Origin of the sequence: Neobacillus cucumis (assembly GCF_016908975.1) — a bacterium.
In the GTDB taxonomy this organism is placed as follows: Bacteria; Bacillota; Bacilli; order Bacillales; family Cytobacillaceae; genus Neobacillus; species Neobacillus cucumis.
The window spans coordinates 268,494-282,537 of sequence record NZ_JAFBEX010000003.1; the positions used below are offsets into that span (position 1 = coordinate 268,494).

The window sequence follows — 14,044 nt, forward strand, 5'->3', positions numbered from 1 at the left end:
CCCACCCTGTTTTACATTTTCTCTTTTAGATTAAGGATCTTCGTATTAATGTCTGTACACCTTTTGGAACATAGGCGGCCACTTTTGCTCCCGGCTCATTAACGGTAATCCATCCAAGCCCCGAAAATACAATATCGGTTTTGGCTTCTTTAATGGTAAATTCTTGTTTAACAAGCGGCGGGAAGGTTTCTAAATCTTCCGGTCCAGGCGGGGAGAGCATTTCTCCAAGATGATTTTCATAAAGGCTTTCCGCATTTTCTATCTTGGTCCGATGAATATTTATTTCATTTGAAACATAACAAACAAATGATCTTCTGCCTCCGCTTATATAATCGAAACGAGCAAGTCCCCCAAAAAACAATGTTTGCCCTTCATTTAATTGAAATACCTTTGGCTTAATTTCCTTCTTAGGAGTAATTATTTTTAAATCCTTTTTATCAATGAAATGTGCCATTTGATGGTGATTAATTATTCCTGGTGTATCAATCAAAGATTTTTCATCATCTAGAGGAATTTTAATAATATCTAATGTTGTACCTGGAAAATGCGATGTCGTGATAACATCCTGTTCTCCAGTTACTTCTTTAATAATTCGATTAATAAAAGTTGATTTTCCTACATTTGTACATCCAACCACATAAACATCTTTCCCATTACGTAATTCATCAATCGCTGCGGCTGTATCTCTAATATTTAATCCTTTCGCGGCACTTACTAAAAATATTTCTTCCGGTCTTAAGCCCAGTTCTTTTGATTCATTTTTCATCCATTGAACTAACTTGTGATGCTTTACAGACTTTGGTAATAAATCCACTTTATTACCAACAAGGACCACCTTATTGTTTCCTACAAATCGATGTAATCCTGGAAGCCAGCTTCCATTAAAATCGAAAATATCGACAATCATCACAATTAGGGCATCAGTTTTGCCCACCTCATTTAAAATCTTCAAAAAATCATCATCTGTTAAACTAACATCTTGAACTTCATTATAATGTTTTAACCGAAAACAACGTTGGCAAATAATCGCCTCTTTCTCCAAAGCAGAAAGAGGCGCATAGCCCATTTCGTTAGGGTTTTCAGTTTGGACTTTAACACCACAGCCCATACAGATATATTGTTGATCACTCACAGATTAATCCTCCCATTGAAGCATCCCTTTTTTGCGAAACCAATTTAGAATCCTGCGCTCCGCAAATCGGTTAAATTTGGTTCCTAAACCATCCGTTTGGGCAACAGGGACAACTAAGATTGTATGAAATCCGCCGCGATTTCCACCGAGGACATCAGTCAATAATTGGTCCCCAATGACAACAGCCTCTTCTTTTTTAATGCCCATTTGCTTGACTGCCCGATGAAACGCCGCACTCATCGGCTTTTTTGCTCTATAAATAAAGGGAATTTTAAGTGGATCTGAAAAAAACTTGACCCTTGCTTCATTATTATTCGAAACAATCGTTACCTGGATATTTTGTTTTTTTACTTCATCAAACCATTTGATTAATTGAGGAGTGGCACTAGGACGGTCCCATTCAACCAAAGTATTATCCAGATCGGTAATAATCCCTTTCACTCCTTTTGCTTTTAAATCTTCGGGTGAAATATCGAGAATGCTTTTCACATGTTCATTCGGCAAGAATTGTTTTAACACTAAGCGTACACCTCATTAATAGTAAATAAAAAGATGGATGTACATCCACCATTTTCTTTTCTTGTACCATCATAACCAATTTAACTCCTTGTTTCAAAAGAAAAAATGAAGGGACACGAAAACAAAACAAAATCACTCTATAGCTTATTATCCTTCAAATATCGACAAACCATGATAATCAATCATAATAACATACTCTCTTTTAAAAGATTTGAGCTTTTCCTAATTCATTAATTAAATATTTTTCGACATTTTTCCGCATTTTACCATTCTGTGGATAACCTTATTAACATTTTACCCATTGTTTCCTATACCTTTCATTGCTTTATAAACAAATTAATAACAAGTTATCCACTAGAATCTGTGGATAAAGAGAACGATTGTTCTAAAGGAATAAATTTGGTAGATTTAGGTTATAGCAATCGAACTTAACAATTTATGTTTTGTACGGATAAAATAGAACATTTATTTTTAATCGGAGGTGGAATCTGACATGCGCAAACTGTCGGACGAATTATTAATCGAATCATACTATAAAGCAAGAGAACTAAACTTAAGCCCAGAATTTATCAACCTGATTGAGTCTGAAATTCATCGGCGCTCTCTATTTAATAAAATCAAAAAGTCTTCGTGATGTTTACCGTTCGCCCTTTAAGGGCTTTTCTTTTTTTATGGGTTTAAACTTCAACTTTTTCTTTTACTGAAGTGAGCATCCCTAGTCGTACCCCTACTTTAAGCTCTTGCGGGGTACGAAGTGATGGGTCGATTTGAAATAGATCTTTTTCAAATAGTAGGACCACAGTTGACCCAAAACTAAAGTAAGCTATTTCCCCGCCTTTTTCTAGTTCACTGCCTTTATGAGTCGTTTCAATCGAATTTACAAACATGGCTCCGACTTTAACAATGGCAACATGGCCATAATTTGTTTTCACTTCTGTTATCACCCTATAGTTTTTTGAAAGGGTCTCACGTCCGTATTTTAATCCCCATTTATTGACTGGAAACGATTTTGATCCAAGTTCCCATTGTTTGGTGACAGTGCCACTGACAGGACTATGTATACGATGATAATGGCTAGGACTTAAATATAAGATCATATAGATTCCGTTTAAATATTTTCCCAAGATATCTTCATTACCTAGCATCTCTCGAATGGAATATGTCTTCCCTTTTACAACGATATCGCTTGTTTCTTTAATAGTGCCAACGTCTTCCAAAACAGCATCGACAGGGCTGACGACAGATTGCGAATGCTGGTCAATAGTCCTAGCATCTTCCTTTAAGTTTCTAATAAATAAGTCATGCAAAGTAGGATAATCATTCAGTCCTTTTTCCATTTCTTCTTGGTTTAATTGATAAATGCTTGCAAACGATGGCACAATAAAACGACTAATAGATGACCGGGCAAATCTCCTTAAGATACCCGATGACCATCTTCCATTAGTTAATTCTATGAACAGCCGATATAAACCTTGTATCACAATAATACCCCCAAATAGTGTAAAAATACTCTTTACGGAATGACATAAAAACCTTAGAATTAAATAGTATAGATTAACTTAGTTAAATAAAATTCCTTCTGTTTTTTAAAAAAGGAGTGGTGTGGAGAATGTTTTTATTGGACGTATTGGATCACACAATTAAAAAACTGAAATCGCAAACAGCAAATGTAATAACGTTAACGAATCTTGCACTCGGCGGCTTTGCCATTGTACTTGGTTTAAACGGAAATTTACGCTTAAGCTTATTGCTTATTTTTATTGCTGCCTTAGCTGACCGGTTTGATGGGATGATTGCGCGGAAATTTCAGATCGAATCAGAGTTAGGCAAACAATTGGATTCCATGAGTGATATTATATCATTTGGAGTCGCACCAGCACTATTACTATACCAAGGAATTTTAAATGAGTTTGGTGGCCCTGGCTCTTTTTTTACGGTTTTTTATATTAGCTGCGGTGCCTTTCGATTAGCTCGGTTTAATATTTCAGAGAATAATGGTTATTTTACTGGACTGCCTATTACTGCAGCAGGCTGCCTTGCAACTCTAAGCTTCTTGGCCATCCCTTATCTGCCTCCACAAACCTTCTTATTTATTTTGATTATTTTATCATTTCTAATGGTTAGTTCGTTTAAACTGAAAAAAGTATAATTTTTTAGACAAAAGTGCAAGCGCCTTGAACAGCCCCGACAAGCATAAGACGCTCAGGGAAAGAAGGCGTTCTTTGCCTTCATTCCCTGAGTGGCTGTAGACCATCTAGGGGCTAGGCGCTGGAGCTGGACGTCGACAGTCCTATTATTAACAGTTATCCACAAGCGAAAATTTTATATTTTCATAAACGATCACTAAATGACCTCCCTTCGTTGCCGGCTAAGGAGGTCATTTTCTTTTTAAACATGGATGTTGATTTCCGCTCCAATCAACATTGTTCCCAAATCAACAATATCCTTTAACACAGCCTTTTATAAATAAAATTTTCGGGACAGACACAATTTCTTGTTTTTTTCATAGGAATTAATAAAAGGATCCTGGGTCCAATAAAACACGGGGGTGGATATAGATGACTGGAATCTTAACAGCTCTCGGATATTTAATGAAGGAATTCTTATTTCTGGTTTCATATGTTAAAAATAACGCCTTTCCCCAACCCCTATCTGCGGCGGAAGAAAGAAAGTATTTAAAGTTAATGGCAGAAGGGGACGCGCACGCACGGAATATGTTAATTGAACACAATTTACGCCTTGTCGCCCATATTGTCAAAAAGTTTGAAAATACCGGCGAGGATTCCGAAGATTTAATTTCAATTGGAACAATCGGGCTAATAAAAGCCATTGAGAGCTACTCAGAGGGGAAAGGAACAAAGCTTGCAACCTATGCAGCAAGATGTATTGAAAATGAAATCCTAATGCATTTACGCGCGCTTAAGAAAACGAAGAAGGATGTTTCTCTGCATGATCCAATTGGCCAGGATAAAGAGGGGAATGAAATCTCCTTAATTGATGTCTTGAAATCAGAATCTGAGGATGTAGTTGATACCATTCAGTTAAATATGGAACTTGAAAAAATAAAAAAATATATCGAAGTACTCGATGACAGGGAAAAGGAAGTCATTATCGGACGCTTCGGTCTAGATTTACAAAAAGAAAAAACGCAGCGTGAAATTGCCAAAGAGCTAGGAATTTCAAGAAGCTATGTCTCAAGGATTGAAAAGCGGGCGCTGATGAAGATGTTTCATGAATTCTACCGTGCAGAAAAAGATCGTAAAAAGAAATAAGAAAAGCGCAAGGCGTCTGCTAATCGGCGACAAGCACAAGACGAGCCGGCCGAAAGGTTGTTTTTTAACCTTTTGGACGGATTGATCTAAATGTGGAGGCGACTGTTCTGGGACTCTAGGCTAAGACGCACCCTGCAAGAAGGCGTTCTTTGCCTTCTTCTGGGGGTGGCTTATGACTTGAGTCCCAAGGAGCCGCAACTGGATAAGCTTGTGACCTCGAGCCGATGGCGCCTGTAGCTGGACAATTTTCAAAGTCGAAAACAGAGCAGGAGTACTCTCTCCTGCCCTTTTTGTTGACTATTTTTATTTTTTACCTGCTGACAGCAAATTGTTCCATGTTTTCCCGCCATCTGTGGATTCGTAAACATCATTATTATAAGTTGAAAAGGCCAACTGATTTGTATTCTTTTGATTAACCGCCAAATAAGTAATGGGATTCTCATAATCCAGAAACGGTATTGGCAGATTTGTCAGTTTACTCGTTAGTGGATCAATTAATTTTATAAAGATACTCTCATCTTCAACACTGGAATATAAAATAGAATTCCCTGAGAAGGTGACAGCAGTAACCATAATCGGATCTGTTATCCGTTTCATGGTATTTCCATTATCAGTTGATAAATAGATTCCAGATCTAGTGGACATAGCAATCGTATTTCCATTCGTTGGATGGACCGCAATCATGCCCATAGAATTAGCATCAAAATTTTGCATCTCACTCTTTTTCCATGTCTTCCCATTATCGGTAGAATAATTTACACCCAGACTTAAAGAATCACTTTGCTCTTCACCAATTACATAGAGCCCATTTCCTGAGTAACTTGCTGCAGTGAAATGGAAGTTGGCTTGATTATAAAAAGCTAGCTTTTGAAGTGTCTTTCCCTTATCAACGCTTTTAATAAGTCCGAACGGATCTTTGAAACCTGTCCCTTTTTGCGGATGCCCGCTGGCAATAAAACCGGTTTCAATTGGCTGAAAGCCAATATAGTCATGTTGATTTGTTGTTGTTTTGTACCACTTTTTATCCTTATAAAGTTTTAGTCCATCATCTCCGGCAATATATAAAGCATGATCGTTTCCTGGATAGCCAATCCCGCGGATGTTTTTCAGATTAATACTATTTGTCTCCACAATAGAAAAAGGGGTTGTCGTTTTGGTGGTAGTTTTCTTGCTGTCCGTATTCTGCTCCTGACTCTTACTTGAACAGCCTGATAATAGTAGGAGCAATCCCAAAAAGGCCGCCATAAACAGTTTCAACTTACGCTTCATTTTTCCCTCCTATTATTCATCATATTAAACTATGAGATATTTTCTTGAGAACCCTTATCCATCCACTTATACCCCACTCCCCATACCGTTGTCAAATAATCGTCAACAGGAAAACCTGCTTTCCGAAGTTTATCGCGTAAATTCCGAACATGGGAATCGATGGTTCGATCTTCCGTCAGTGCTTCATACCCCCATATGGTCGTTAAAAGTCTACTTTCTCACTGCTATTACGATTAATAAAATTATACTATGTCTCTGCCAATAATTAAATTTTATGTGGATAGAGATAATTTTTCAAAAAAGTTATAATGTTGTAGTACATATTAAAGGAGGAACATTTTTGAAAGCTACAATTTATTCAGAAGTATGGAATCTTGATGTTATTTTCCCTGGAGGAAGTGATTCTCCGGAGCTGGAAAAGTTCCTACTTGAAACAGAGGAAAACATTCGTTGCTTTGAAGCAAAGGTTAATAGTTGGGAACCGCAAAATTCACTGAAAGACACCCGCTATCTAATGGAGCTCTTAGGTGATTATGAACAGACTTCTAAAAAGCTAACACAAGCTGGAGCATACATTGGCTGCTTATTAGCGCAAAACACAAAAGATAAAAAGGCCTATTCTCTTGATGCTAAAATAACAAGTTTAAATGCTGTATTTAACACAGCGTTAGGTTCTCTTGATCATCATTTAACACTTATTGATGATGATGTTTGGCTGCAATTGACTGCTGCAGAGCCTTTAAAAGATCTTAGCTTTGTTTTAACGGAGAACAGAGAAAAGGCCAAAGAGAAATTATCGAAAGAAGAAGAGGCACTCATCAGTACACTTGAGGTCGATGGGTATCATAGCTGGGGTCAATTATATGATTTAATCGTAAGTAAAATTAAAATCCCATTTGTTGAAGATGGTGAGGAGATTCAACTCTCCGTAGGACAAGCCTTTAACAAGTTTTCAAATTCAGACCGCGTGGTCCGTGCTGCTGTCTTTAAAAATTGGGAACAAGCCTGGAGTAACCATGCAGACTTACTGGCCAAAGCGCTTAATCATCTGGCCGGTTTTCGGTTAAATATTTACGAAAAACGCGGTTGGGAAGATGTCTTAAAAGAACCCCTTAGTATAAATCGGATGGAAAAGGTGACCTTGGAAACGATGTGGTCCGTTATATCCGAAAATAAACAAAAACTCGTTGAATATTTAGAGCGGAAAGCTAAGCTTTTAGGAGTTAAGAAGTTAAGTTGGTTTGATTTAGATGCATCATACGGAAAAACAACAACACAGGTGTCATTCCAGGAAGGAGCAAGCTTTATTGAACAAAACTTTGCCCTTTTTGGCGAAAAGCTTGCAGAGTTTACGAACCATGCTTTTGAGGAACGGTGGGTCGAAGCCGAGGACCGCCCTGGGAAGGCGCCAGGAGGTTTTTGTACTTATTTTCCTGTGAAAGAACAATCGCGGATATTCATGACATACTCCGGAACTCCATCAAATGTTTCAACTCTTGCTCATGAACTAGGACATGCCTTTCATTCCTATGCAATGAGAGATGTTCCATTTCTTAATTGCAATTATGCCATGAACGTGGCAGAAACGGCTTCTACTTTTGCTGAAATGATTGTTGCCGATGCAGCTGTCAAAAACGCCAAAAACATAGAAGAAAAGCTTGTCCTATTAGATGATAAAATTCAGCGAACCGTAGCCCTTCTCATGAACATTCATGCACGTTTCTTGTTTGAAACTCGATTTTATGAGGAGAGGAAAAGTGGAACTGTCTCTACAGAACAAATTAATGAATTGATGCTGGCTGCTCAAAAAGAAGCATATGGTGAGGCATTAGAGCAATATCATCCACTCTTTTGGGCGTCTAAACTCCATTTTTTTATCACCGATGTACCGTTTTATAACTTTCCTTATACCTTTGGCTATCTGTTCTCGTTAGGTATTTATGCTCGGGCCATTGAGGAGGGAAAAGGCTATGAGGAAAAATATATGGCCTTATTAAGAGACACTGCCTCTATGCAGGTAGAAGATTTAGCGTGGAAACATTTACAGGTAGATTTAACCCAAAAAGATTTCTGGGAAAAAGCGGTCGGGATTTGTGTGGCTGATATTGAGGAATTCTTGGAATTAACTAAATAGAATAAACTTGATAACAAATGAGCATCGGCTTCTTGCCAATGCTCATTTGTTTATTTATTCTACACTAATCTCTGCTGCAATAACGCATACAATTGCTCCAGTAATAACGAGAGCGATCACAACCATAAACATGTTCTCCACCCCTTAGAGATCTGTTTGTTTCTACCTTGAATTTATCACATTCTCAAGTTACCAATCTGAGGGAAAAGTGAACATTTTGTTAATAATCATCTAGCTCCTCTTTGCGCTATTTTCAGATGATTATTAGAGATTTTTATTTATAATTGTTTTGATTAATTTAAAAAGTATCGATAAAAAAATCGGGTGCAGCGGCATTTTGTTACCTCCTATTCACTTACCTTTGGCTAGGTGGTATCCTTCAAATCCCATAGGCTATCTCCTCGTCCTTGCATTAGAAAAAATCTCATAATTAAAACCACCTTTCTGTTTGTTTTTTGTCCATTTACCAATTACATGATTCTGTACAGGGAAATTTCTCGGTCTTTGTTTTGTTCATAAAGCTTTTCAACCATTTCTTGGTGTTCTGCTTCTTGATTACTGATTTTTCGTTTATGGATGGTAATCGAGAAAAATAAAATATTCAGGGTCATCTATATCACCTCCTTTTTTGCTTTTTGGCTATGTTAAACTTGGATGTTGATTTCCGCTCCAGGCGCTCAGCAAACCCGCGGGCGTGCCGGGGAGTCTCCTCGGCGCTTTTGCCCCTGTGGGGTCTCCCCTGCCCCGTACTCCCGCAGGACATTGAAATTCTTCCTCAGTCCGCCCACGCACGAAGAAAATGCGATAGCATTTTCGAGGAGTCGAGCGCCTTCCGCTCCAATCAACATTGTTATAAAGTTAACAATAACCTTTAACACAGCCAAGTTATTAAAATTTGATTAAAGCTATGAACTGCTTTTCATGGCTGCAGTTTTACCTTATGCAATACATATCCAAAAGGCTCGTAAAAAGGGCACAAAAAGGCCGCAGAAAGGAATCCCTGCGGCCAATAGGTTTATGGGTACAAAAATACCGCAAGGCGTCATTCTCCCTGCGGCATGGATATGTATAAACACTTTACGCCATAAATGCGCTAAGCAATCCATTCCAATCTGGTCGAATGCATGATATTCAAGTATAAAGTTTTCATGTGAGTGCCTTCAGCTGCCCCTGCTGGATAAGTTGTTCTTGATAACATCATTTTCCTCGACCTCCTTTGGAATATTTCACTTTCTATGGTAATTATATCCATCACCCTTCACTTTGTAAACCTTTTTAGGCAATTTTTAAAAAATTAAGGAAATGGCCCTTTATATATATGAAAAAGGCACCTCCGAAGATCGGAAGTGCCTGTAGTTTAATTAATTATATAAATCTTCGTTATCATCCATTTCTAACAGCTTCATTTGACAATGCTTTGACTGGATAAAAAACAAAATAGACAGAGCAATAAAAGAGGCAGAAGAAAGGACCAATAAATTTAACTCAAATTCGGTCTTTGCATCAACCGGAATAATCACACCTAAATAAAAAAATATACCAACAGCCAATAAGACAGTTCCAAAACGTTTAAAATCAACCATTTTCTCATACCAAACCTTCGATTGTTGCTGCACTGCTTATCACCTGTCTTTCTTTAAATCTACTAACCTACTTTACCACAGAAATAGTGGCAAAACAGTATGTAAATATTAGAAAATGTGACAGGCACCATGTGAAGAATTCACATGGTGCCTGTCACCTTTTGTTGTATTGTTACTATTTTAATGCTTGTTCTAGGTCTTCTAATAGGTCTTCTACGTCTTCGATGCCAACTGAGATTCGGACGAGGCCTTCTGTGATGCCAAGTTCTGCTCTTCGTTCTGCTGGGATAGAGGCATGTGTCATTCGTGCAGGCACTGAGATTAGGCTTTCAACTGCTCCGAGGCTTTCGGCGAGGGTAAAGTACTTAACTCTGCTAAGAATTTGATCTGCATTATCCCCGCTGCCTACATCAAAGGAGACCATGCCGCCAAACCCTCTCGCCTGCCTTTTGGCAATTTCATGATTCGGATGTGATTCAAGTCCAGGATAGTAAACTTTGCTGACCTTAGGGTGGTTTTGTAGAAAATCAACAATCGCCTTTGTATTGGCTTCCGTTTCTTCCATGCGAATTCCTAATGTTTTAATTCCCCGAATTAATAAGAATGAATCCTGTGGTCCTAACACCCCGCCAGTGGAGTTCTGGACAAAATGGAGATCTTCAGCTAGCTTGTCGCTGTTTACGACTGCTAATCCGGCCACTACATCACTGTGACCGCCAATATATTTTGTCGCACTGTGAAGGACTATATCTGCCCCCAACTCAAGCGGATTTTGCCAATATGGAGTGGAAAAGGTATTGTCAACAATGGTTAACAAATTATTCTCCTTGGCAAGCGTAGCAGCTGCTGCAATATCGGTAATCTTTAAGAGCGGATTGGTCGGTGTTTCGATGTAAATCGCTTTAGTATTTGGACGAATTTCACGTTGAATATTTTCCAAGTTACTGGTATCTACAAAGGTTGAATCAATGCCAACACGCTTTAAGACCTTTGTCAAAACACGGAACGTACCACCGTAGACATCATCAGTTATAATAACATGGTCACCGCTGTTAAACAGCATAAATACAGCCGTAATCGCCGCCATTCCAGAGCCAAAGGCAAAACCTGCTGTACCGCCTTCAATATCCTTAATGAGCTCTTCAAGTGCGTGTCGCGTCGGATTGCCGGTACGGGAATATTCAAACCCCTTATGTCCGCCAACACCCTCCTGCTTATAAGTGCTAACCTGATAAATAGGATAAACAACAGCTCCAGTGGCAGGGTCTTCACTGATTCCACCATGAATTAACCTTGTTTTCGGTTTCAAGCTAGATACCTCCCTCAAAAATCTTCTTACTTAAATAACGTTCGCTTCCATCCGGAAAAATAACCACGATATGGGTCCCCTCTTTTGCAGCTTTTGCCTCCACTAAGGCTGCAAAAAAGGCCGCTCCTGAAGAACTTCCACATAAAAGTCCCTCTTTCGCCGCTAACTCACTGACAAGACGAAAGGAATTCATATCTGATACCGTATGAATAGCATTAAAATAAGCAGAATCCATATAACCAGGCAGAAATTCCATTCCAATCCCTTCTGTTTTGTGCGGTCCCGATTCACCGCCGTTTAAAATGGACCCTTCAGGTTCCACGATAACGGTTTTAACGTGTGGATTCCGCTCTTTTAAATAACGAGCGGTCCCCATAAATGTACCGCCCGTACCTGCACCCGCAACAAAAATATCAACATCCCCATCCATTTGCTTCCAAATTTCAGGACCAAGTGTTTTGTAATAAGTTTCAGGATTGGCTGGATTTCCAAATTGCTGAGGGCAGTAAGAACCCGGGATTTCTTTTACAAGCTCCTCCGCTTTAGCGATTGCTCCCTTCATCCCTTGTTCTGTAGGAGTATGAACGACTTTAGCTCCTAAGGCCTTCATTAACGTCTGTTTCTCAATACTAAATTTTTCTGGTACACACAAAATGACCTGTACTCCTTTATTAATCGCAGCAAGAGCCAGGCCAATTCCGGTATTTCCAGCAGTGGGTTCAATGACGGTACCGCCCGGTTTAAGTTTTCCGCTCGCAAACGCCTCATGTAAGAGTTCAATTCCGAGGCGGTCCTTAACACTTCCCCCTGGGTTCATGAATTCAAGCTTTGCAAAAATACGAACGCCTTTAGGCAATGAAAATTGAGTAATTTCAACAATTGGTGTCTGCCCAATTAACTCATGGACGTTTTTGTAAAACTGCATTGCTTCACCCCTGTAAAACTATTTTAATGCAGCCACCATTTTCATAACTAAAGTAGCAGAATTAGTTGCTGCTTTGTCAATAAATTGGTCAAATGATATTTCAGACTCTTTGCCTGCAATATCGGATAGTGAACGAATGATAACAAACGGAGTACCAAAGCGATAAGCGACCTGAGCAATCGCTGCCGCTTCCATTTCAACCGCCTGCAAATCCTTAAATTTCGACCTTACAAACTCCACACGTTTCGGGTCTTCCATAAATGAGTCACCTGTAACAATTAGTCCTTTTACGATTTGAAAATTATCCAGTTCCTTTGCAGCTGATTCAGCAACAGTAACCAAACGCTCCTCCGCTAAAAACGCAGCTGGCAGCTGAGGTACCTGGCCATATTCATAACCAAAGGCGGTTACATCGACATCATGATGGCGGACTTCCGTTGAAATAACAGCATCCCCTACGTTCAAGGAAGGATTATAGCCTCCTGCTGAACCGGTATTGATAATACAATCAGGCTTATATTTTTCAAGCAGGATGGTGGTCGACATTGCAGCATTTACTTTCCCAATTCCTGAGCGCAACAGGATAACCTCTGAACCGTGCATGTTCCCAAATGTAAATTCACAGCCCGCTACCGTTTCTTGTTTTTGATCCTTAATATTATCCCTTAGTAAAGTAACTTCTTCTTCCATTGCTCCGATAATGGCAATCTTCATAAATTTACCTCTTCCTTCTTTACAGCCACCCATTAACCTCGCAACAAAATGGATTGATTTATTGTATTCAATAATGATGTGTTAGGTTAGCGTAGGCAATTTATTTATTTTTACGTTAATACGATTATAATCTTCCTCGGATTCATACATCGTATCCGTAAACCCTATTCTAACACCATTTAAAAACAACCTGCTAGATTAATGCTAAAGAGATTGTCTACAAGGATAATAATCACTAAAATGAACATATAGAGAGGAGGATAAAGATGAATTTTCAGCTCGACTTTATTGAGGATAAGGTAGAATTTTTTGAGGCAACTAATATAAAATCATTACAAAAACAAATTGAGTCACAGATTGATGAAAATCGTGCGCTTATGTTATCCGTTCATTCGGTATCACACCAAATGCAAATGAACGAGAACGGACAGACTTATTTTACCGCGGTCGTTCATTTTAAAAAGAAATAGGATGGTGCCTAATAAAAGCACCATCCTCTTTTTATTATTGAACTTCTTCAACCTTTGTAGGTACATAGCCTTGGCCATCCACCCATTTAATATAAACCTTATATTTCTTTGTATTATCTTTAGAAGCAACTGTCCCAACGGCTCCATTGGCAGTAGACTTATCACTGCCAAGCCAATAAACGGTCATATTGCTTTGGTCAAGACCTGTTGCACCAGAAATGGCATTTAACATCTGCTGCCAATCTTCACCCTCAAATGTCATTTTATGCTCACTAGTTTGCGTTGTAGAAGAACTTCCATTATCAGTAACAGCGGCCTGTGTATCAGCTGGCTGTTCGGGTGTGGTTGTTTCTTGACTATCTTGTTCGTCTGCCGTTTGATCGTCTGAAGAAGAACTGTCGTCACTTGATACAGTGTCGTCCTTTGTATTATCTTTGGTCGTTGTTTTACTATCTGTTGTTTTTTCTTTATCAGTAGTTTTTGTTTGTTCCGTTTTAGTACTACTTTCTATCTTAGTTGATGAAGCATTATCATTTCCCGATGCAAAAATATTATATGCAACAAAAATAATTAATAGCAGTACAACTACAATTAGCGTATTTAAAACAAGATTTGTTTTTTTCCGTTTTGTTCGATAACCCGAACGCGAATTTCCATCATTACTCAAGATTAATCCCTCCAAAAAATAAGGCTCTCAATATTTTAACATGATTTAAG

15 protein-coding genes and 1 pseudogene are annotated in these 14,044 nt (G+C 38.7%); 5 read left to right on the plus strand and 11 right to left on the minus strand.

The genetic code is table 11. The features are described 5' to 3' along the window. Positions 1-25 precede the first annotated feature (25 nt). The gene (yqeH, locus tag JOC76_RS05610; RefSeq protein WP_205176598.1) at positions 26-1,132 is read right to left on the minus strand and encodes a ribosome biogenesis GTPase YqeH; all 1,107 of its coding nucleotides are present in this window, start codon (positions 1,130-1,132) and stop codon (positions 26-28) included. 3 nt (positions 1,133-1,135) lie between these two features. Continuing rightward, positions 1,136-1,651, minus strand: coding sequence for a YqeG family HAD IIIA-type phosphatase (locus JOC76_RS05615; protein ID WP_205176599.1), 516 nt, complete (start codon positions 1,649-1,651; stop codon positions 1,136-1,138). A 493-nt stretch (positions 1,652-2,144) separates the two neighbouring features. On the opposite strand from JOC76_RS05615, the gene JOC76_RS05620 reads away from it, so the two are divergent. Beyond that, positions 2,145-2,285 (plus strand): sporulation histidine kinase inhibitor Sda, encoded by a 141-nt coding sequence (locus tag JOC76_RS05620; protein ID WP_205176600.1) that lies wholly within the window; start codon positions 2,145-2,147, stop codon positions 2,283-2,285. Positions 2,286-2,328: 43 nt separating this feature from the next. Here JOC76_RS05620 and JOC76_RS05625 read toward each other — a convergent pair whose 3' ends face one another. Further along, positions 2,329-3,132, minus strand: a complete 804-nt coding sequence (locus JOC76_RS05625) for a phosphatidylserine decarboxylase (RefSeq protein ID WP_205176601.1) — start codon at positions 3,130-3,132, stop codon at positions 2,329-2,331. A 128-nt stretch (positions 3,133-3,260) separates the two neighbouring features. Between JOC76_RS05625 and pssA the strand changes: the two genes are divergently transcribed. Continuing rightward, the gene (gene pssA / locus JOC76_RS05630; protein WP_205176602.1) at positions 3,261-3,800 is read left to right on the plus strand and encodes a CDP-diacylglycerol--serine O-phosphatidyltransferase; all 540 of its coding nucleotides are present in this window, start codon (positions 3,261-3,263) and stop codon (positions 3,798-3,800) included. A gap of 409 nt (positions 3,801-4,209) precedes the next feature. Beyond that, positions 4,210-4,923, plus strand: a complete 714-nt coding sequence (gene sigK, locus JOC76_RS05635) for an RNA polymerase sporulation sigma factor SigK (RefSeq protein WP_205176603.1) — start codon at positions 4,210-4,212, stop codon at positions 4,921-4,923. 303 nt (positions 4,924-5,226) lie between these two features. Here sigK and JOC76_RS05640 read toward each other — a convergent pair whose 3' ends face one another. Further along, a complete protein-coding gene (locus JOC76_RS05640; RefSeq protein WP_205176604.1) occupies positions 5,227-6,192 on the minus strand; it encodes a F510_1955 family glycosylhydrolase in 966 nt (321 codons plus the stop codon). A 29-nt stretch (positions 6,193-6,221) separates the two neighbouring features. Further along, positions 6,222-6,401 (minus strand): annotated as a pseudogene (locus JOC76_RS05645) (winged helix-turn-helix domain-containing protein); the annotation flags it as partial. Positions 6,402-6,532: 131 nt separating this feature from the next. Here JOC76_RS05645 and JOC76_RS05650 point away from each other — a divergent pair. After that, positions 6,533-8,326, plus strand: a complete 1,794-nt coding sequence (locus JOC76_RS05650; protein WP_205176605.1) for a M3 family oligoendopeptidase — start codon at positions 6,533-6,535, stop codon at positions 8,324-8,326. A gap of 470 nt (positions 8,327-8,796) precedes the next feature. Here the strand turns inward: JOC76_RS05650 and JOC76_RS05655 are convergent, their stop codons facing one another. The 5 genes from JOC76_RS05655 to mtnN form a co-directional block, all read right to left on the minus strand. Next, positions 8,797-8,937 (minus strand): YrzI family small protein, encoded by a 141-nt coding sequence (locus JOC76_RS05655; RefSeq protein WP_205176606.1) that lies wholly within the window; start codon positions 8,935-8,937, stop codon positions 8,797-8,799. A 750-nt stretch (positions 8,938-9,687) separates the two neighbouring features. Continuing rightward, on the minus strand, positions 9,688-9,942 hold the full coding sequence (locus tag JOC76_RS05660) for a YrhC family protein (protein ID WP_205176607.1): 255 nt from the start codon (positions 9,940-9,942) through the stop codon (positions 9,688-9,690). A 142-nt stretch (positions 9,943-10,084) separates the two neighbouring features. After that, complete coding sequence (locus tag JOC76_RS05665; RefSeq protein WP_205176608.1) at positions 10,085-11,218, minus strand: bifunctional cystathionine gamma-lyase/homocysteine desulfhydrase; 1,134 nt, start codon at positions 11,216-11,218, stop codon at positions 10,085-10,087. 1 nt (position 11,219) lies between these two features. Continuing rightward, positions 11,220-12,143, minus strand: a complete 924-nt coding sequence (locus JOC76_RS05670; RefSeq protein ID WP_205176609.1) for a PLP-dependent cysteine synthase family protein — start codon at positions 12,141-12,143, stop codon at positions 11,220-11,222. 18 nt (positions 12,144-12,161) lie between these two features. Next, a complete protein-coding gene (gene mtnN, locus JOC76_RS05675; RefSeq protein ID WP_205176610.1) occupies positions 12,162-12,857 on the minus strand; it encodes a 5'-methylthioadenosine/S-adenosylhomocysteine nucleosidase in 696 nt (231 codons plus the stop codon). A 266-nt stretch (positions 12,858-13,123) separates the two neighbouring features. Between mtnN and JOC76_RS05680 the strand changes: the two genes are divergently transcribed. Further along, positions 13,124-13,327 carry a DUF2536 family protein gene (locus JOC76_RS05680; protein ID WP_205176611.1) on the plus strand — a complete coding sequence of 68 codons (204 nt, stop codon included), beginning with the start codon at positions 13,124-13,126 and terminating at the stop codon, positions 13,325-13,327. A 34-nt stretch (positions 13,328-13,361) separates the two neighbouring features. Here the strand turns inward: JOC76_RS05680 and JOC76_RS05685 are convergent, their stop codons facing one another. Further along, positions 13,362-13,994 (minus strand): YrrS family protein, encoded by a 633-nt coding sequence (locus tag JOC76_RS05685; RefSeq protein WP_205176612.1) that lies wholly within the window; start codon positions 13,992-13,994, stop codon positions 13,362-13,364. Positions 13,995-14,044: the final 50 nt, after the last annotated feature.